Source organism: Flavobacterium sp. (assembly GCF_027484205.1).
Taxonomy (GTDB): domain Bacteria; phylum Bacteroidota; class Bacteroidia; order Flavobacteriales; family Flavobacteriaceae; genus Flavobacterium.
Genome location: NZ_JAIXUB010000021.1, coordinates 1 through 20,032, shown reverse-complemented (window position 1 = coordinate 20,032; position 20,032 = coordinate 1). Strand labels below are relative to the sequence as shown.

Genomic DNA, 20,032 nt, shown 5'->3' with positions numbered 1-20,032 from the left:
TTATAAATATTTTTTTTAGAAGAGCTAGAAGAGCGCATTATTTTCTGAAAAAAAGAAATCCAATAATTAAATTTTACTTCTTCAAAAAATCAATATTCCTTTTAAAACCTTCTAACTTTGTTCTCTTTACAGCAGAGTTTTTAAAGACTTTATTAAAGGTTTCTGTTGTAATTTCTTCCCAATCTTTTTTAGAGTAAGAAAGTAGTTCTGTATTTGGGTTAAATAAAGGTTCGTTATGTGATTTTGAAAAACGATTCCATGGGCAAACATCTTGGCAAACATCGCAACCAAATGCCCAATCATCAAATTTACCTTTCATTTCATGTGGTAAATTATCTTTTAATTCAATGGTAAAATATGAAATGCATTTGCTTCCATCAACGACATAAGGCGCAACAATAGCTTCTGTTGGACACGCATCGACACATGCAGTACATGTTCCGCAATGATCTGTTGTTGGATTATCATATTCTAATTCTAAATCGATTATAAGCTCAGCAATGAAATAAAAAGAACCCACTTTTTGAGTAATTAAATTGCTGTTTTTACCAATCCAACCCAAACCACTTTTTGCCGCCCAAGCTTTATCTAAAACCGGAGCAGAATCTACAAAAGCTCTTCCGTGCACTTCACCTATTTCTGTTTGAATAGTATTTAAAAGTTCTTTTAATTTTTCTTTAATTACAAAATGATAATCTTGACCGTAAGCATATTTTGAAATTTTATAACTGTCTTCCTTTTGGAATTCCGAAGGATAATAATTCAATAATAAAGAAATTACACTTTTAGAATCTTCAACTAACAAAGTAGGATTTAATCGCTTGTCAAAATGATTCTCCATATAGGACATTTGACCGTGATGATTTTTGTTGAGCCAATTTTCTAATCGTGGTGCTTCCTCTTCAAGAAATTGAGCTTTGGATATGCCACAAGAAAGAAAGTCGAGTCTTTTGGATTCGGCTTTAATTATCTGACTGTATTTTTCTTTATTGTTTATCAAAATTAAAACAATCCTCCTTGAACATTTAATTTAATTTTTCCAAGATGTTTATATGCTTTCTCAGTAACTTCTCTTCCTCTTGGTGTTCTCATGATAAATCCTTCTTGAATTAAAAAAGGTTCGTAAACTTCTTCAATAGTTTCGCCACTTTCAGAAACGGCTGTTGCCAATGTTGAAAGACCAACTGGACCACCTTTGAATTTATCAATAATTGTATTTAGAATTTTGTTGTCCATTTCATCCAAACCGTGCGCATCAACATTCAATGCTTTGAGAGAAAATTTGGCAATTTCAATATCTATTTTTCCATTTCCTTTTATTTGAGCAAAATCTCTTACACGACGTAAAAGAGCATTGGCAATACGAGGTGTTCCACGACTTCTTCCTGCAATTTCTATAGCGGCTTCCATGGTTATAGGCATCTTTAAAATGGAAGCACTACGTTGAACAATAGTTGTAAGTAATTCTGTATTATAATATTGTAACCTGCTTTGAATTCCGAAACGAGCTCTCATTGGCGCAGTCAATAATCCAGAACGCGTTGTTGCACCAATAAGTGTAAATGGACTAAGATTAATTTGGACTGTTCTGGCATTTGGACCAGATTCAATCATAATATCAATTTTAAAATCTTCCATTGCGGAATATAAATACTCTTCAACAATAGGACTTAAACGATGTATTTCATCAATAAAAAGAACATCGCGCTCATCAAGATTTGTTAATAAACCAGCTAAATCACCAGGTTTATCTAAAACTGGACCTGAAGTTATTTTAATTCCAACACCAAGTTCGCTCGCAAGTATATTAGCGAGTGTTGTTTTTCCTAATCCAGGTGGACCATGAAATAAAGTATGATCTAAAGCTTCATTTCTTTGATTAGCTGCTTCAACAAAAACTTTTAAGTTATCTAAAACTTGTTCTTGCCCTGTAAAGTCATCAAAAGAAAGAGGTCTTAATTTTTTTTCTAAATCAAGTTCATCAGAATTATACCCTTTATTTGTTGGATCTAAATGTTCGTTCATACTACAAATATAGCAAAGTTATAAGAAATAAAAATGCCTCTCATACGAAAGGCATTTTATATTTTGAATTAATAATTTTAGTGATGTAAAACTTCCTCACCATCTTTCATTGGGACATTTTGTGGAACAAAATCTTCATCATGTCCTGGCTTACTATAGTCATAAGGCCATCTGTATACTTCAGGAATTTCACCTGGCCAGTTTCCATGAATATGTTCAATTGGAGCAGTCCATTCAAGAGTATTTGATCTCCAAGGATTTTGAACTGTTTTCTTACCAAAGAAAATACTATGGAAGAAATTCCAAAGGAAAACTAATTGGAATGCACCACCTACTAATGCGAAAGTTGTAATAATAACATTTACATCTTGCAAATCGTCAAATAGTGGGAAATTAGTATTTGTATAATAACGTCTTGGTAAACCTGCCATTCCAATAAAATGCATTGGGAAGAAAACACCGTAAGCACAAATAGCTGTTACCCAAAAGTGGACATAACCTAAATTTTTGTTTAACATTCTACCGAACATTCTAGGATACCAGTGATAAATTCCTGCAAACATACCGTAAAGAGCAGAAATACCCATTACTAAGTGGAAGTGAGCAACTACAAAGTAAGTATCGTGTACATTAATATCTAAAGTACTATCTCCAAGAATAAGTCCAGTTAAACCACCAGTGATAAATGTAGAAACTAAACCAATTGAAAACAACATTGCAGGATTCAATTGCAAATTACCTTTCCATAACGTAGTAATATAGTTGAATGCTTTTACAGCAGATGGAATAGCAATTAACAAGGTTGTAAATGTAAACACCGAACCTAAGAAAGGATTCATACCAGATATAAACATGTGGTGACCCCAAACAATTGTAGATAAAAACGCAATTGCTAAAATTGACATAATCATCGCTCTGTAACCAAAAATTGGTTTACGAGCGTTTGTTGCAATAACTTCAGAAGTAATACCTAATGCTGGTAACAATACAATATATACTTCTGGATGTCCTAAGAACCAAAATAAGTGCTCAAATAATACAGGTGAACCACCTTGATAGTTTAATACCTCACCAGCTAAATAGATATCAGATAAGAAAAATGAAGTACCAAAACTTCTATCCATAATCAACATCAAAGCTGCAGATAATAAAACCGGGAATGAAATTACTCCAATTACAGCTGTAATGAAGAAAGCCCAAATAGTTAATGGCAATCTTGTCATTGACATTCCTTTTGTTCTTAAATTAATTACCGTTACGATATAATTTAATGAACCCATTAAAGAGGAAGCAATAAATATAGCCATCGAAACTAACCATAAAGTCATTCCTAAACCTGAACCAGATATTGCTTGAGGTAAAGCACTTAATGGAGGATAAATAGTCCAACCTGCTGAAGCTGGTCCAGACTCAACAAAAAGTGAAATTACCATTATTACGCTTGAAAGAAAGAACATCCAATATGAAATCATATTCATAAAACCTGATGCCATATCTCTAGCTCCAATTTGAAGAGGAATAAGCAAATTACTAAATGTACCGCTCAAACCTGCAGTTAATACAAAGAACACCATAATTGTTCCGTGTATGGTTACTAAAGCTAAATAAGTTTCATTATTCATAACTCCTCCTGGAGCCATTCTTTCACCTAAGAAAAAACTAAAAATTTTGAATGATTCCTCAGGCCATGCCAATTGCATTCTGAAAAGCATTGACATACCAACACCTATCAAACCCATTATAATACCCGTAATAAGATATTGTTTAGCAATCATCTTATGGTCAATACTAAAAATATATTTAGTAATGAAGGTATCCTTATGGTGGTGCTCTTCGTGGTGATCGTGTTCGTGGTGATCGTGTTCGTTACTCATTGCTGACATATAAGTGTAAAGTTATTTTTATTATTTCATTTCAACGCTAGCAATAACTGTAGTGTCATTTTTAGCAGTTGTTGAATCATTTTTATTTTCAGATTGTTCAGAAGCTTCAGGTGAAGCATTAGCTGTTTTAACAGCTTGAACTAAAGTTGGTTTATCTTTCAACCAAGCTTTAAATTCTTCAGGAGATTCAACCACAACTTTCATTTGCATATTGTAATGTGAAGCTCCACAAATCTTATTACATAATAATAGATAATTAAACGTGTAAGGATCAAGAGCAGTTTTACCTTCAGCAACTAATTTAGCACTTTTTTTCTCTCTAATTTTATTGATTCTTGCAACTTTTTCAATCATATCTTCGTTAGCTCTCATATCTTCAGTTGTAACTGTTGGGATGAATGAAAACTGAGTAACCATTCCAGGAACACAATTCATTTGAGCTCTAAAATGAGGCATGTATGCAGAGTGAAGAACATCTTGAGAACGGATTTTGAAAACAACTCTTTTCCCTTTTGGCAAGTGAAGTTCATTTACAACGATATCATCTTGAGCATTTGGATCAGCTAAATCAACTCCTAAAGTATTAACACCTTCAATATATCTAACATTAGCTTTACCTAAAACATTATCTTTTCCTGAATATCTTGCTTCCCAACCAAACTGTTTAGCATATAATTCTACTACTATAGTATCTTCATCTTCATCTACAAACATAATATCTGTCCAAGCATAAAGACCGTAGAAAATTAATACTGCCAATACTACTGCAGGAATAGAACTCCAAATAAATTCTAATTTATTATTATCGGCAAAATACGTTGCTTTTTGACCCTTTTTACCTCTATATTTAAAAGCAAAATAATGTAATAACGCTTGTGTAATAGTTTGAACAAAGAAAATTAATATCATTGAAATCCACATCAATTGATCTACTTCTTTTCCATGCTCTGAAGCTGAAGAATCCATTAATGGTAAATCACCATATTTTACAATACAAAAGATTGTTGTTAAATAAATGAATACTAAAAAAGCAAACATTAAGTAACCATTTACTTTATTATCATTATCATTAGCGATTTGAGAATCGTCTGATGCTTGTCCGATTTGAGTTAGGTCATAAATTTTAGTTAATTGCCAAATTGCAATTGATAATAAAACTAAAACAAAAAGTACCAAAAAACTTGTCATTTGTTTTTACTTTAAATATTAATAATGAAAATGTTTACTTTCTTCGATAAATGGATTTCTCTTTGGTGTTAAAGGTGCTTTTGTTAATGCAGTAAATACCACAAAAATAAATAAACCTAAGAAAAACATCAATGAACTTATTTCAGGCACACCAATAAACCATTGGTCACCAACTGTTGCTGGCATAATCATATTAAAGAAATCAATATAATGTCCAAATAAAATAACGATTCCAGCGAAAACAACAATACCAGTAATACGTTTAAAGTCAGTATTTATTAAAACTAAGAAAGGAAAGATAAAGTTCATAACTACTGCTCCAAAGAATGGTAGATTATATTGCTCAATTCTTGTTTTAAAATAAGTAACCTCTTCAGGAATATTTGAATACCAAATAAGCATAAATTGAGAGAACCATAAGTAAGTCCAAAATACACTAATACCAAACATAAATTTTGATAAATCGTGAATATGACTCGTATTTACATTTTCTAAGTAACCTTTAGATTTTAGATATAATGTAACTATTGAAATTGTTGTTATACCGCTTACAAAGAAACTTGCAAAAACATACCAGCCAAACAATGTACTAAACCAGTGAGGATCAACTGACATAATCCAATCCCAAGCCATAATTGATTCGGATACAATAAAGAATACTAAAAATGCCGCTGACATTTTAAAATTCTTTTTATAAAAAGAATTATCGTTTGATTCATCTTGAGCTAAACAGTTCTTTCTTGACAAATATCTATAAACATTCCAACCAAGTAAAAATATTGCAGCTCTTGTTAACCAAAACGCAACATTTAAATATCCGGTTTTTCCAGCAATTAATTTATCATAATTTTCGTGACCTACAACATCAACACCTTCTTTCATCCAAACAAATAAATGATTCACATGAAAACCTGAAAGCAACAATAAAACAAAGAAAATAACCGATGCAACAGGTAAATAAGCAGTTATACCTTGCATTACTCTAAATAGAACTGGAGACCAACCAGCTTGTGCAACTTGTTGAATAGCATAAAAAGCTAAAACTCCCATTGAAATTAACAAAAAGAATATACAAGCAACGTATAAAGCAGCCCATGGCTTATTTTGCAATTGATGCAAAACATGTTCAAGATGAGCATGATGCTCTTTCTCTTCATCAACTTTTGTTTCTTTAGCTACATCTTTAGCTTCCTCAGCATGAATTGCAGCAACATCTAAATTTGAAGTTTCTTCATGAGCAATTGTATCTTCAGTTATTTCTTGGTTACTCGAAACTATTTCAGAATGTAATGAATCATTTTCAACTTCTGCAACCTCTTCATTTGAAGTAGCTGTATGAGTAGTGTCTATACTTGCCTTTTCGTGAGTTGCATGCGTATTGTGTGTCGCTTCAGCATTTGTGTGATGTGCGCCATCATGATGACTTTCTGCAACTATTTTTTCTACCTCTTCAATTGTTTTTGGAGCGGCTAAAAAACCATACACTATACCTACCAATCCTAAGATCATTAAGGCAAATGCAATGTTTTTTAAATTTTTTGAAAATGTGTACATATCTATTTAACTATCTGTTTATTGAATTAATCTATTATTGATTTCTAAGTTTAAGTACGTGCTCTGTAACTAACCAACGCTCGTGAGAACTTAATTGATTAGCATGAGAACCCATTGAATTTAAACCATAAGTAATAACATGATAAATACTACCTTCTGTAATTGGTCTATCTTTATAGTTAGGGACTCCTAAAAATTTCTCTTGCTTAACAAGTTTACCTTTTCCATCACCAGCTTCTCCATGGCAAATAGCACAATAGATAAGATATAATTCTTCTGCCTTTTTCATATCAACAGAAGTAGAATCTAAAGGTGATTTTAAATTTGCTTTAGCAGCATCATATCCTGCTGTTGTGTTAGGATAATCATAAGGTTCAAAACCTCTTTTGATAGAACCTTTTGCAGGAAGTTGACCTTCCTTACCTTTTAAACCATAAGGAGAATTAAAAGCATTTGATTCTGAATAAGTTTCGTATGCTACTGATTCGTACATATTAGGCATGTACTGATAGTTAGGTTTCAAATCATCTTTACATGATGAAACTGAAACTACTAACACTAATAGACCTGCTATTTTAATTAAACTTTTCATATCTAAAATTAATGCTTTTCAATTACTTTAACTTCAACTGCTCCTGTATTTTTTAGGAAAGATGTTAATTCTTCTTCATTATCTTTCACAGCTACTTCCATTAAAAAATGATCATCTGTTGTTCTAACATCAGGATTTTCAGCTTCTTTAAATGGCCACAATTTACTTCTCATATAAAATGTGATAACCATTAAGTGAGCTGCAAAAAAGACAGTCATTTCAAACATTACAGGAACAAAAGCAGGCATATTTTGAATGTAACTCATACTAGGTTTTCCTCCAATATCTTGAGGCCAATCAGTAATCATAATATAATTCATCATTGTTGTTGCCACTGTAATTCCAATACATCCATAGATGAATGCACAAATTGCAAGTCTAGTTGGAGCTAATCCCATTGCTTTATCCAATCCGTGAACAGGAAATGGTGTAAAAACCTCTTCAATATGATGATGTGCTTTTCTTGTTTGCTTTACGGCATCCATTAAAATATCATCATCATTGTATATCGCGTGTATAACTTTATTACTACTCATAACAAATATTAATGTTTTTCTGAATGATTATTACCTTCTTTTTCTCTTTCTCTTTTATAATTTTCGCCAGAAGATTTCAAAATAGTTTTAACCTCTGCTTGTGCAATTACTGGGAAAGTTCTTGCATACAATAAAAACAAAACAAAGAAAAATCCAATTGTTCCGATATAAATTCCAATGTCAACAAAAGTTGGAGAGAACATTGTCCAAGAAGACGGAAGATAGTCTCGGTGTAATGACGTTACAATAATTACAAAACGTTCAAACCACATTCCGATATTTACTACAATTGAAATAATGAATGAAAACATAATACTTGTTCTCAATTTTTTGAACCACATAAACTGTGGAGAGAAAACATTACATGTCATCATTGACCAATAAGCCCATGCATAAGGTCCTGTTGCTCTATTTAAGAAAGCGTATTGTTCATATTCTACACCAGAATACCAAGCTACGAATAACTCCGTAATATAAGCAACACCAACTATAGAACCTGTAATCATGATTACAATATTCATTAATTCGATATGTTGAATTGTAATGTATGCTTCTAAGTTTGATACTTTTCTCATGATAATAAGTAAAGTATTAACCATTGCAAACCCTGAGAATACGGCACCAGCAACGAAATATGGTGGGAAAATTGTTGTATGCCAACCAGGAATAACAGAGGTAGCAAAGTCAAAAGATACTATAGTGTGAACCGAAAGTACAAGTGGAGTTGCTAAACCTGCTAAAACAAGTGAAACTTCTTCAAAACGTTGCCAATCTTTAGCTCTACCACTCCATCCAAAACTTAAAATTGAATAAACTCTTTTAGTGAAAGGAGTTACTGCTCTGTCTCTTAACATCGCAAAATCAGGAAGTAAACCTGTCCACCAGAACACTAACGAAACAGAAAGATATGTTGAAATTGCAAATACGTCCCATAACAATGGTGAGTTAAAATTAACCCATAACGATCCTAATTGATTTGGAATTGGTACAACCCAGTAAGCTAACCAAGGACGACCCATGTGAATGATTGGAAACAATCCTGCTTGTACAACAGAGAAGATTGTCATAGCTTCAGCAGAACGGTTAATAGCCATTCTCCATTTTTGACGGAATAACAAAAGTACAGCAGAAATAAGTGTTCCTGCGTGACCAATACCAACCCACCAAACGAAGTTAGTAATATCCCAAGCCCAACCAACTGTTTTATTTAATCCCCAAGTTCCAATACCTGTAGAAATTGTATAAATTATACAACCAACTCCCCAAAGGAAAGCGGCAAGTGCGATAGAAAATACAGTCCACCACTGTTTATTTGCTCTACCTTCGACAGGCGCAGCTACATCAACAGTTACATCATGATAACTTTTATCACCTATAACTAAGGGTTTTCTAATGGGTGCTTCGTAATGAGACGACATAATCCTTTATATTGTTTCTTGATTAATTATATATTTCTAACTTTTACTTGATAAACCACGTTTGGTTTAGTACCAACATGCTCTAACAAATGGTATGCTCTTTTATCTGCAGCTAATTTAGCTATTTCAGAAGCTTCATTATTAACATCTCCAAATTTCATTGCTCCTGTAGAACATGCACTTGAACATGCTGTTTGAAACTCATCAACAGCAACTTCCCTTCCTTCTTTTTTAGCGGTAAGAATTGTTAATTGTGTTCTTTGAATACACATTGAACATTTTTCCATAACTCCACGTGAACGAACATTAACATCTGGATTAACAACCATACGTCCTAAATCGTCATTCATGTGATAATTAAATTCGTCATTATTAGCATATAAGAACCAATTAAAACGACGTACTTTATATGGACAGTTATTTGCACAATATCTAGTTCCAACACATCTGTTGTATGCCATTTGATTTTGACCTTGACGACCATGAGATGTTGCCGCAACTGGACAAACAGTTTCACAAGGAGCGTGATTACAATGTTGACACATTACAGGTTGGAATACAACTTGAGGATTATCAGCAGGATTTTCCATTTCGCCAAATCCACTTAATGAACCTTTTTCACCTGTTAGACCGTCGAATTCTTCTTTTTTCTTATTATCTCCAGCAAAGGTATCTTCAGAAGAATAATATCTATCAATACGCAACCAATGCATATCTCTACTTCTTCTTACTTCCTCTTTTCCAACTACTGGTACATTATTTTCAGCATGACAAGCGATAACACAAGCTCCACAACCCGTACAAGCATTTAAATCAATTGAAAGATTAAAATGATGTCCAACTGAACGATCAAATGATTCCCATAAATCAACTTTTGTAGCTTCAACAGGTTTGTGATCTAAAGATACCATTGGAACAGGATTCCATTCTTTAGAATCTTTAGTATTGAAAACCTCCAATGTTGTTTCCTTCACAATATCGCCTCTACCCATTAGCGTTTTTTGAGATTGAACACAAGCAAACTCATGAACATTATCGACTTTAGCTAATTGAGCAGATTGAACATTTGAAAAATTATTATATAGAGCATAGGCATTAACACCTACCTGCATTTCTTCTTTTAAAGATGCTTTTTTACCATATCCTAAAGCTAAACCAATAGTTCCTTTAGCTTGACCTGGCTGAACAATAACTGGAGCAGTAATTTTTACATTTCCAACGGCAATCGTAGCATAACTTCCGTTTAAACCTCCATTTGCAACAATTTCATTTTCCAATTCTAATTTATCAGCATCAGCTTTTGAAATAGTTAAATAATTATCCCAAGAAACTCTTGTAATTGGATCTGGAAACTCTTGCAACCAAGGATTGTTTGCTTGCTGACCATCTCCTAAACCTGTTTTAGTATATAGTATTAATTCGAAACCAGCACTAGCTTTTGATTGAGCCAATGTTGAAGCAGCAGAACTATAATCTGCGGTTCCACCTGAAACACTTGAAGGAGTTCCAACAAATACACCATCGTGAACAACTTTATTCCAAGAAGAACCAGAAATTATTGCTCCTGAATTAGATTTTAAATAATCATAATATGAACCAGCAGAACCATTTAAAGACATTAAAACATCTTGAAATTGTTTTGTATTGAATAATGGACGAATTGTAGGCTGAGTTAAAGAATAAGTACCTTTAGTTAAACTATGGTCATTCCATGACTCTAAATAATGCGGTGCTGCAGCAGCAATGTTAGTTATTGATGCAGTCTCATCCTCTTTTAATGAAAAGGCAACAGATAATTTAGTCTTTTTAAGTCCAGAAACAAATGCAGCACTATTTGCTAAAGTATACACTGGATTAACTCCACTCATAATTAAAGTATGAATACTACCTGCATTCATCTCAGAAATTAATTGAGCTACTTTTTCATTTGAACCTTTTCTTATCTGTCTAGTTCCAGAAGTTGAAAAAGCTTCACTCGCTAAAACTTGATTAATTGCAATAACCAAAAGTTGCGCATTTTTATCTTGAATACCAGAAACCAAAACACCTTTACTTCCTGCTGATTTCAATTGTTGCGCCGCTTTTGTTACTTCAACTTCAAATTCTTTATTTAAAGAAACAGAAACTGAAGAATTTGTAATAGTATTATATATTTTTACAAGTGCTTGCTTTTGATTAGCCACAGACATAGCCACTCTTTTATCAGCAGATGCACCAGATAAAGTCATATTTGCTTCAAACTGAAAATGCTTAGACATTTTTCCAGCCTGAGGAATTCTTCCTTTTGAATATCCTGCATCAAAACCTCCACCTTGCCAATCTCCTAAGAAATCTGCTCCGATAGAAACTATTGTATTCGCTTTTGAAAAATCATAATCTACTAAAGCTCTTTCACCATAAACTGATTCAAAAGCATCTAAAGCTGCAGATTCTGAAACTGCATCATAAATTACATGTTTCGAGTTTGGATTTTTAGATAAGAAATCAGCAATTAATTTTTCAGTTGATGGACTAGCTAAAGTATTTGTCAATAAAACTACTTGACCACCTTTAGCTTTAGCATCTGCTAAACTAGTTTTTATTTTTGCTTCTACTTCTGACCATGTTGCATTTTTAGCGTCCATTTTTGGAGCTTTTAAACGCATGCTATCATATAAAGATAATACTGACGCGTGTACTCTAGCATTTGCAGAGAATTTAGCACCATCAATTGTATTATTTTCAATTTTAATAGGACGACCTTCACGTGTTTTAACTAAAAGATTTGCAAAATCAAAACCATCAAACATAGTTGTTGCATAATAATCTGCAACACCAGGAATGATTTGCTCAGGTTGAACTACATATGGTATTGATTTATGTACTGGACCTTCACATGCCGCAAGAGTTGCCGCAGCTGTACTGAAACCTACATACTTTAAAAAATCACGACGAGTAGTTGATGATGATGACAAAGACGCTGCGTCTCCTAAAAATTCATCTGTTGGAATTTCTTCAACAAATTCATTATTTTTAAGCGTCTCAACAATAGAACTATTTTCGTTTAGTTCTTCAACACTTTTCCAGTATTTTTTGTTTGATGACATATCGTAAATAAAAATTAGCTTCTTAGTATTATATTAATAGTGACATTTACCACATTCTAAACCTCCCATTTGTGCTGCAGTTAATTTATCTACACCATATTTTTTCGAAAGTTCTTTATGAATTTTATCGTAGTAAGCGTTGCCTTCCATTTTAACATCTGTAGCACGGTGACATTCAATACACCAACCCATTGTTAATGGAGCAAATTGTTTTTGTATTTCGTAAGTTTGAACTTCACCATGACATTTTTGACATTCAATACCTGCAACAGAAACGTGCTGAGAATGATTGAAATAAACAAAATCTTGCAAATTATGAATTCTAACCCATTTAACAGGTTTAGTTTTTCCTGTATATTTTTGTACTGATTTATCCCAACCAACCGCATCATATAACTTTTGGATTTCTCCATCATAAAATGCTTTAGAATATTCAGGTGTTGCGGTTGTATCTGCTACTTCAGCAATATTTTTATGACAATTCATACAAACATTCAATGAAGGGATACCTGCGTTCTTACTAACTCTTGCTGCTGAGTGACAATATTTACAATCAACACCATTACTTCCTGCGTGAATTCTGTGAGAAAAATGAATAGGCTGAATAGGCGAATAATTTTGGTCAACACCAATTTGAGACAAATATCCGTACACAAAATAACCACTCGCTAACAATAAGAATATTGAAGAAACTAATACCAAAAATTGGTTTTTAGCAAAGGCATTCCAAACAGACAATATTGATCTATCTTTTTTAACTAGCTCTAAACCTTTTGATGAAGCAATTTTAGTCAACATGTTGTATACTAAAAACAACATTACAATTAGTAACAACATTACTGTTACTAAAAATCCTAAAATTACATTATTTGATATTCCAGAATCTGTAGCTTCTAATCCACCATCTTTTTTTGTTAATCCTATTGGAGCTTCAGCTTTTGGTGCAGGTTCAGAAGTATAAGCGATTATATTGTCAATATCTGCTTCAGATAATTGTGGGAAAGCAGTCATAACTGACTTGTTATATTCCTCAAATATTTTTACCGCTTTTGCATCACCTGATTTAATAAGTTCAGAACTATTATGAACCCATTTGTAAATCCAAGCCATATCATACTTGTTAGCTACACCACGCAAAGCAGGACCAGTAGCTTTAGCATCTAATTTATGACATGCCGCACAATTAGCATTAAAAAGTTCTTTCCCTTTTACAGCATCACCAGTTCCCGTTGCAGGAGCAGATGTTGCAGGAACAGTTGCTGGAGCAGCTGTAGAAGCAGCTTCTTGAGCAAATAAATTTAAGGAGAATGTTAGCAAAAAAGCTAAGCTTAGAATTAACTTCCTAGAAATCGAATTATGGTTACCCACTTTTTTCATATTATTAATGATTATCGACAATTTTGGTATGATTTTTTCTAAATACAATATTAGAAAGTACTTCATACTTTTTTTAAAACTTGCACAAAAATACGACTTATCAATTATTCTCAAAACCTTAAATATATCTTAGTTATCAATTTATATTAATTCTAAATAATATTGAATGTTTTATTTGTTTTGATAAGTTATATATTTGCATATAAATCAAACTATTATGAAATTTTTAACAAAAAAAAGAACCGTTTTTTTTACTATGTCATTTGTTATATTTAACACCTTTAATATAATAAACGCTCAAAGTATAAATGTGAAACAAGATGAAAAATTTGAGCAATTATTAGCAGAAAAAAGAAAAATAAACGCCTCAATTACAAATAATAACAGATTTAAAATACAAATTTTTAATGGCACAAACGAAATTGCAAAAAAGGAACTGATTACCTTTAAAAGAGAGAATAAAAACTACGATGCCACGATAATTTTTAATACGCCTACATACAAAGTTATTGTCGGGAATTTTAAAACAAGAATTGAAGCCGAAAAAAGTTTAACAATTATAAAAAAGAAATACCCGAATGCAATTTTAATAAAACCAAATAAATAATTTATCAAAATAAAAAATCCCGAGTAATCGGGATTTTTTTATCAATTCTTATTTCAATTTTTTCTTTACTTCTACTTCTTGGAAAGCTTCAATAATATCTAGTTGTTCTATATCATTATAATTCTTGATTTGTATACCACAATCATAACCTTTAGAAACTTCTTTTACATCATCTTTAAATCGTTTTAGGGTAGATAATTCTCCTGTAAAAACAACTACACCTTCTCTAATAATTCGTATTCTAGAATTTCTAAAGATTTTACCATCAGTAACCATACAACCAGCAATTGTACCAACTTTAGATATTTTGAAAGTTTCTCTAATTTCAGCAGTTCCTGTTATTTCTTCCTTCATTTCAGGCGAAAGCATTCCTTCCATTGCATCTTTCAAGTCATCGATTGCATCGTAAATGATAGAATAATTTCTGATATCGATTTCTTCTTTATCTGCTAATTGTTTAGCATTTCCTGCAGGACGAACATTAAATCCAATAATAATTGCATCAGATGCTGAAGCTAACATAACATCGGTTTCAGTAATTGCTCCTACACCTTTATGAATAATTTTAATTTCAATTTCCTCAGTTGATAATTTTGAGAACGAGTCGGCCAATGCTTCTACTGAACCATCAACATCACCTTTAATAATAATATTTAACTCTTTAAATTGACCAAGAGCTATACGACGACCAAGTTCAGCAAGTGTAGTATGCTTTTTAGTTCTAGCCGATTGTTCACGTATTAATTGAGTACGTTTAGCAGCAATTTGTTTAGCTTCTCTTTCATCTTCATATACATTAAACTTATCACCAGCTGTAGGCGCACCATCTAAACCTAATATTGAAATTGGTGTTGAAGGTCCAGCAACTGTAACATTATTACCTCTTTCATCATGCATTGCTTTAATCTTACCATGATTTTTACCTGCTAAAACATAATCACCAACTTTTAATGTACCAGCTTGAACAAGAATTGTTGTAACATAACCTCGACCTTTATCTAATTGAGCTTCAACTACTGTACCTACAGCAGGTTTTTCTGGATTTGCTTTCAAATCTAAAATTTCTGCTTCTAATAAAACCTTCTCTAAAAGTTCTTTTACACCTGTACCAACTTTTGCTGAAATATCATGAGATTGATACTTTCCGCCCCAATCTTCTACAAGTAAATTCATACCCGCTAATTGCTCCTTAATTTTTTCAGGATTTGCAGCAGGTTTATCTATTTTATTTATTGCAAAAATCATTGGAACTCCTGCGGCTTGAGCGTGACTAATTGCTTCTTTAGTTTGAGGCATGATATCATCATCGGCAGCAGCTACAATAATTGCTATATCTGTAACTTGTGCTCCACGTGCTCTCATCGCGGTAAACGCTTCGTGACCTGGAGTATCTAAAAATGTTATTTTTTGTCCATTATCTAAAGTAACTGCATAAGCACCAATATGCTGAGTAATTCCTCCTGATTCTCCTGCAATAACATTTTCTTTACGAATGTAATCAAGTAAAGATGTTTTTCCATGATCAACGTGACCCATAACCGTAACGATTGGAGCTCTAGATACTAAATCTTCTTGTCTATCTTCAACAACTTCAATTGCATCTTCGATATCTGTTGTTATAAATTCAACTTCATAACCAAACTCATCAGCAACAATCGTCAAAGTTTCTGCATCAAGACGTTGATTCATTGTAACCATAATACCAAGAGACATACAAGTACCAATAACTTTTGTAATTGGCACATCCATCATAGTTGCAACTTCACCTACAGTTACAAACTCTGTAACTTTGATTGTTTTGCTTCCTTCTTCAATAGCTCTTTGCTCTTCATCAGTACGTTGACGATGTGAATCTCTTTTATCTCTTCTGTATTTAGCAGCTTTAGATTTATTACCTTTTCCTTGAAGTCTTTCTAAAGTTTCTTTAATTTGGTTTTTAACCTCTTCCTCTGTTGGCTCAACTTTTTGAACAATTGCAGGTCTATTTCCTTTTTGGAAACCTCCACCTGGTTTATTTGGTCCAAATTTATTTCCACCTGTTCCTGAAGGCTTATTTTGTCCACCATTATTTCCTCCTTGATTTGCAGGACGTGCTTCGCCTGGTTTTGGTGGAATTCTTTTTCTTTTGTTCTTATTTGGATCAACTTTATTAGCGCTGTTGATTTTAGGCGGTGTTGTTTTCTTAGGTTTATTAAATTGAGATAAATCAATTACTTGACCTGTTAAAGTTGCACCAGATAGTTTTTGATATTGTGTTGTAAAAGTTTCATCAGCTGGAGCTTCTTCTGTAGTTGCTGATTTTTTATCAACTTTTTCTTCAGTTTTTACTTCCTCAACTTTTGGTTTTTGCTCTTGAACTTTTTCTAAAGTTTTTTCAGGTTTAACCTCAACTTTTTCCTCAGTTACTTTCTCAACAACAGGCTTTTCAATGGCAGGTTTTACTGGCTGAACGTTATTAGTAGGTGTAGTTTTTGGTTCCAAATCAATTTTACCAATTTGTTTTGGACCTGTAACAACTGCCTTAGCTTTAATCACTTCAAGACGTTGACGCTCTTCTTCTTGCTTTCTTTTATCTTCGATTTCCTTTTCTCTTTCAAGACGAAGTGCTTCTTTTTCTTTTTTAATCTCTTCACTAACTCCTTTGGAAGCTTCTTTGTTTCCTTTGTCGCCAGCAAATTGACTTTGAAGAATATTAAATTCTGCATCAGAAATTTTTGCATTTGGATTTGCATCAATAGCAATGCCTTTATCTTTTAGATAATCGACAGCTCTTTCTAATGAAATATTTAATTCCCTTAAAACTTTATTTATTCTAATAATTCTTTCTTCAGACATAAAATCTTTTATAAATTCTTTTTTATATTGTTGGGTTGAAAAAAAGTTTAATCTTCAAACTCTTCTTTCAAAATGCGCATTACTTCTTGTATTGTTTCTTCTTCTAAATCTGTTCTTCGAGCTAAATCGGCAACATCTTGTTTTAAAATACTTTTAGCAGTATCTAAACCAAGTTTTGCAAACTCATCAATAATCCATCCATCAATTTCATCTGAGAATTCTGTTAATTCAACATCATCGTCTTCTGTTGCACTTCCTTCTCTAATTACATCTAATTCGTAACCTGATAATTGACCTGCTAATTTAATATTCTGACCTCCACGACCAATTGCTTTAGAAACTTCTTCTAACTTCAAGAAAACTTCAGCATGTTTTGTTTCTTCATTAATTTTTACAGAAGAAACTTTAGCAGGACTTAAAGCTCTTGTTATTAATAAAGATGCGTTTGTTGTATAATTAATTACATCAATATTCTCGTTACCTAATTCACGAACAATTCCGTGAATACGTGAACCTTTCATACCAACGCAAGCTCCAACTGGATCAATTCTATCATCATAAGAATCTACAGCTACTTTTGCTTTTTCACCTGGAATTCTTACTACTTTTTTAATCATAATTAAGCCGTCGAAAACCTCAGGAATTTCTTGTTCAAATAATTTTTCTAAAAACTTTTCAGAAGTTCTAGACATAATAATTTGTGGTTTATTTCCTTTTAATTCAACGCTTTCAATAATTCCTTTCACGTTATCTCCTTTACGGAAAAAGTCAGATGGAATTTGTTTTTCTTTTGGAAGTACAATTTCATTTCCTTCATCATCGACTAAAATGACAACTCTTGGACGAACGTGGTGTACTTCTGCTGTATAAATTTCGCCGATAATATCTTTAAATTGTTTGTACAAATTAGTATTATCATGCTCGTGGATTTTAGAAATTAAGTTTTGACGTAAAGCCAAAATTGCTCTTCTTCCTAAATCTATAAGTTTTACTTCTTCAGAAACCTCTTCACCAATTTCAAAATCTGGTTCAATTTTTCTTGCATCAGATAATGTAATTTCTAAATGCTCTAAATCTAAATCATCATCAGCAACTACAATTCTTCTTTGCCAAATTTCCATATCACCTTTATCAGGATTTATGATAATATCAAAGTTGTCATCAGAACCATACTTCTTTTTTAAAGCATTTCTAAACACATCTTCTAAAATCGCCATAAGCGTTACTCGATCAATAAGTTTATCGTCTTTAAACTCTGAGAATGATTCGATTAATGCAATATTTTCCATTATTCTGTTTTAATTAAAATTTATTGTAACAATTGCTTCTTTTATTTCTGAGTAAGAAATTTCTTTTCTTTTTTGAACCGTTTCCTTACCTTTTCCTACTTTTTTAGGTTCTCTTGCCGACCAAGACAACACTATATATTCGTCATTTGCTTCTACTAATTCGGCTTCTATTTTTTCCTCATTAGTTTTAACAATTAATGTTCTACCTATGTTTTTTTTGTATTGACGTGTCATTTTTAAAGGAGAACCAACTCCGACTGACGCAACTTCTAGCGAAAAATCATGCTCTTCTCTATCTAAATTATTCTCGATAACTCTACTGATATCTATACAATCTTGAAGATTTACACCTTTATCACCGTCCAAAGTTACAATAATTTTGTAACTATCTGAAATTGTTAATTCTATCAAAAAAATTTCTTGCTTTTCTAACAAAGCATCATTTAAAAGTTTTGAAACTTGTTCTTTAAATGTCATATTTTTATAAAAAGAGGGAAGCAGTGCTTCCCTCATTATTTAGTTTGTACTAATAAATAATGGTGCAAATATAGTCTTTTTTTTTATATGACAAATATCATTTAAAAATCTTAAAAAAAATTCTTACCTTTATACTTGAAATATTAAGACATGTATAACCAATAATTTACACAACAATATCATGAAAAAAATTTTGATACCTACAGACTTTTCTAAGCACGCTGAGTATGCTTTAAAAGTAGCTGCCCAAATTGCAAGAAAAAATAATGGTGAAATAATTTTATTACATATGCTTGAACTTCCTCATCAAGGAAGCGATGCTGTTGGCTCTGGAAAAGAACTTCCTGAAATTATGTTCTTTAAAAATGCTGCAATAAATAGACTTGAGGAGTTAATGGATGAAGATTACCTTGATGGAATTAAAGTTTCTGAAGCGGTTTTATTTGAATTAGCTTTTGAAGGTGTGCTGAAAGCAAGTAAAATTAATGATGTAGATTTAGTTGTTATGGGTTCACACGGTGCAAGTGGCTACAAAGAAATGTTTATTGGTTCTAATGCTGAGAAAGTGGTTAGAAGCTCTGAAGTTCCTGTTTTAATTATTAAAAAAGAACAAGAAAACTTTGATGTAAATAATTTTGTTTTCGCTTCTGATTTTTCTGAAGAAATCAAAAAACCATTTGAAAAAGTAGTAGAATTTGCAAACAAATTTGATGCTACCCTTCATTTAGCAATGATCAATACACCAAATAATTTCAAACCAACTTCATTATCTGAACAAATCATGAACGAGTTTGTTGCTAATTTTAAAATTAACAAATTTGAAACTCATGTTTACAACGAAAGTAATGTTGAAAAAGGAATATTAAATTTTGCAAATAGTGTTGATGCCGATTTAATAGGAATGAGTACACACGGAAGAAAAGGACTTTCTCACTTCTTCAACGGAAGTATTAGTGAGGATTTAGTAAACCATGCTTCTCGTCCAGTAATTACTTTCAAAATCTAAAAACAAAAACAGATAAAATAAAAAACCTCTTAATTTCTTAAGAGGTTTTTTTATTGATTTAATAGGACTTCCCGAAGTATCGGGATAAACTTCTCGCCTAGCTTAAACAAAAAATCCCAACTGAAAAAGTTGAGATTTATTTGTTGGTCTACTAGGACT

15 protein-coding genes are annotated in these 20,032 nt (G+C 32.2%); 2 read left to right on the top strand and 13 right to left on the bottom strand.

Features of this window, described 5'->3' with window-relative positions; translation table 11 throughout:
• Positions 1 to 73 precede the first annotated feature (73 nt).
• The 10 genes from queG to Q0049_RS09765 form a co-directional block, all read right to left on the bottom strand.
• A complete protein-coding gene (gene queG, locus Q0049_RS09810) occupies positions 74 to 1,000 on the bottom strand; it encodes a tRNA epoxyqueuosine(34) reductase QueG (RefSeq protein ID WP_298119235.1) in 927 nt (308 codons plus the stop codon).
• Between the two features lie 2 nt (positions 1,001 to 1,002).
• Positions 1,003 to 2,025, bottom strand: coding sequence for a Holliday junction branch migration DNA helicase RuvB (gene ruvB, locus Q0049_RS09805; protein WP_298119233.1), 1,023 nt, complete (start codon positions 2,023 to 2,025; stop codon positions 1,003 to 1,005).
• Between the two features lie 77 nt (positions 2,026 to 2,102).
• The gene (locus tag Q0049_RS09800) at positions 2,103 to 3,908 is read right to left on the bottom strand and encodes a cbb3-type cytochrome c oxidase subunit I (protein WP_298119232.1); all 1,806 of its coding nucleotides are present in this window, start codon (positions 3,906 to 3,908) and stop codon (positions 2,103 to 2,105) included.
• Positions 3,909 to 3,929: 21 nt separating this feature from the next.
• Positions 3,930 to 5,096, bottom strand: a complete 1,167-nt coding sequence (locus Q0049_RS09795; RefSeq protein WP_298119230.1) for a cytochrome c oxidase subunit II — start codon at positions 5,094 to 5,096, stop codon at positions 3,930 to 3,932.
• 18 nt (positions 5,097 to 5,114) lie between these two features.
• On the bottom strand, positions 5,115 to 6,650 hold the full coding sequence (locus Q0049_RS09790; RefSeq protein ID WP_298119228.1) for a quinol:cytochrome C oxidoreductase: 1,536 nt from the start codon (positions 6,648 to 6,650) through the stop codon (positions 5,115 to 5,117).
• A gap of 34 nt (positions 6,651 to 6,684) precedes the next feature.
• Positions 6,685 to 7,242: a cytochrome c gene (locus Q0049_RS09785; RefSeq protein WP_298119226.1), complete on the bottom strand. Its 558-nt coding sequence runs from the start codon at positions 7,240 to 7,242 to the stop codon at positions 6,685 to 6,687.
• Positions 7,243 to 7,250: 8 nt separating this feature from the next.
• Positions 7,251 to 7,778, bottom strand: coding sequence for a DUF3341 domain-containing protein (locus Q0049_RS09780; RefSeq protein WP_298119224.1), 528 nt, complete (start codon positions 7,776 to 7,778; stop codon positions 7,251 to 7,253).
• Positions 7,779 to 7,786: 8 nt separating this feature from the next.
• Positions 7,787 to 9,196, bottom strand: a complete 1,410-nt coding sequence (gene nrfD / locus Q0049_RS09775) for an NrfD/PsrC family molybdoenzyme membrane anchor subunit (RefSeq protein WP_298119223.1) — start codon at positions 9,194 to 9,196, stop codon at positions 7,787 to 7,789.
• Between the two features lie 26 nt (positions 9,197 to 9,222).
• Positions 9,223 to 12,282 (bottom strand): TAT-variant-translocated molybdopterin oxidoreductase, encoded by a 3,060-nt coding sequence (locus Q0049_RS09770; protein ID WP_298119221.1) that lies wholly within the window; start codon positions 12,280 to 12,282, stop codon positions 9,223 to 9,225.
• A 33-nt stretch (positions 12,283 to 12,315) separates the two neighbouring features.
• A complete protein-coding gene (locus Q0049_RS09765) occupies positions 12,316 to 13,659 on the bottom strand; it encodes a c-type cytochrome (protein WP_298119273.1) in 1,344 nt (447 codons plus the stop codon).
• A gap of 256 nt (positions 13,660 to 13,915) precedes the next feature.
• Between Q0049_RS09765 and Q0049_RS09760 the strand changes: the two genes are divergently transcribed.
• On the top strand, positions 13,916 to 14,266 hold the full coding sequence (locus Q0049_RS09760) for an SPOR domain-containing protein (protein WP_298119219.1): 351 nt from the start codon (positions 13,916 to 13,918) through the stop codon (positions 14,264 to 14,266).
• A 48-nt stretch (positions 14,267 to 14,314) separates the two neighbouring features.
• Here the strand turns inward: Q0049_RS09760 and infB are convergent, their stop codons facing one another.
• The 3 genes from infB to rimP are packed head-to-tail and all read right to left on the bottom strand — an operon-like array spanning position 14,315 to position 18,867.
• On the bottom strand, positions 14,315 to 17,101 hold the full coding sequence (gene infB, locus Q0049_RS09755; RefSeq protein ID WP_298119217.1) for a translation initiation factor IF-2: 2,787 nt from the start codon (positions 17,099 to 17,101) through the stop codon (positions 14,315 to 14,317).
• Between the two features lie 47 nt (positions 17,102 to 17,148).
• Entirely contained in the window at positions 17,149 to 18,390 is a 1,242-nt protein-coding gene (nusA, locus tag Q0049_RS09750; RefSeq protein ID WP_298119216.1) for a transcription termination factor NusA, read from the bottom strand.
• Between the two features lie 9 nt (positions 18,391 to 18,399).
• Positions 18,400 to 18,867 carry a ribosome assembly cofactor RimP gene (gene rimP / locus Q0049_RS09745; RefSeq protein WP_298119214.1) on the bottom strand — a complete coding sequence of 156 codons (468 nt, stop codon included), beginning with the start codon at positions 18,865 to 18,867 and terminating at the stop codon, positions 18,400 to 18,402.
• Positions 18,868 to 19,048: 181 nt separating this feature from the next.
• Here rimP and Q0049_RS09740 point away from each other — a divergent pair, with 181 nt between their 5' ends.
• Positions 19,049 to 19,873, top strand: a complete 825-nt coding sequence (locus tag Q0049_RS09740) for a universal stress protein (RefSeq protein ID WP_298119212.1) — start codon at positions 19,049 to 19,051, stop codon at positions 19,871 to 19,873.
• Positions 19,874 to 20,032: the final 159 nt, after the last annotated feature.

Bases quoted from the DNA above. Each gene is read 5' to 3' on its own strand.
- ruvB (WP_298119233.1), bottom strand. From the start codon at position 2,025: ATGAACGAACATTTAGATCCAACAAATAAAGGGTATAATTCTGATGAA.
- Q0049_RS09800 (WP_298119232.1), bottom strand. From the start codon at position 3,908: ATGTCAGCAATGAGTAACGAACACGATCACCACGAACACGATCACCAC.
- Q0049_RS09795 (WP_298119230.1), bottom strand. From the start codon at position 5,096: ATGACAAGTTTTTTGGTACTTTTTGTTTTAGTTTTATTATCAATTGCA.
- Q0049_RS09790 (WP_298119228.1), bottom strand. From the start codon at position 6,650: ATGTACACATTTTCAAAAAATTTAAAAAACATTGCATTTGCCTTAATG.
- Q0049_RS09785 (WP_298119226.1), bottom strand. From the start codon at position 7,242: ATGAAAAGTTTAATTAAAATAGCAGGTCTATTAGTGTTAGTAGTTTCA.
- Q0049_RS09780 (WP_298119224.1), bottom strand. From the start codon at position 7,778: ATGAGTAGTAATAAAGTTATACACGCGATATACAATGATGATGATATT.
- nrfD (WP_298119223.1), bottom strand. From the start codon at position 9,196: ATGTCGTCTCATTACGAAGCACCCATTAGAAAACCCTTAGTTATAGGT.
- Q0049_RS09770 (WP_298119221.1), bottom strand. From the start codon at position 12,282: ATGTCATCAAACAAAAAATACTGGAAAAGTGTTGAAGAACTAAACGAA.
- Q0049_RS09765 (WP_298119273.1), bottom strand. From the start codon at position 13,659: ATGAAAAAAGTGGGTAACCATAATTCGATTTCTAGGAAGTTAATTCTA.
- Q0049_RS09760 (WP_298119219.1), top strand. From the start codon at position 13,916: ATGTCATTTGTTATATTTAACACCTTTAATATAATAAACGCTCAAAGT.
- infB (WP_298119217.1), bottom strand. From the start codon at position 17,101: ATGTCTGAAGAAAGAATTATTAGAATAAATAAAGTTTTAAGGGAATTA.
- nusA (WP_298119216.1), bottom strand. From the start codon at position 18,390: ATGGAAAATATTGCATTAATCGAATCATTCTCAGAGTTTAAAGACGAT.
- rimP (WP_298119214.1), bottom strand. From the start codon at position 18,867: ATGACATTTAAAGAACAAGTTTCAAAACTTTTAAATGATGCTTTGTTA.
- Q0049_RS09740 (WP_298119212.1), top strand. From the start codon at position 19,049: ATGAAAAAAATTTTGATACCTACAGACTTTTCTAAGCACGCTGAGTAT.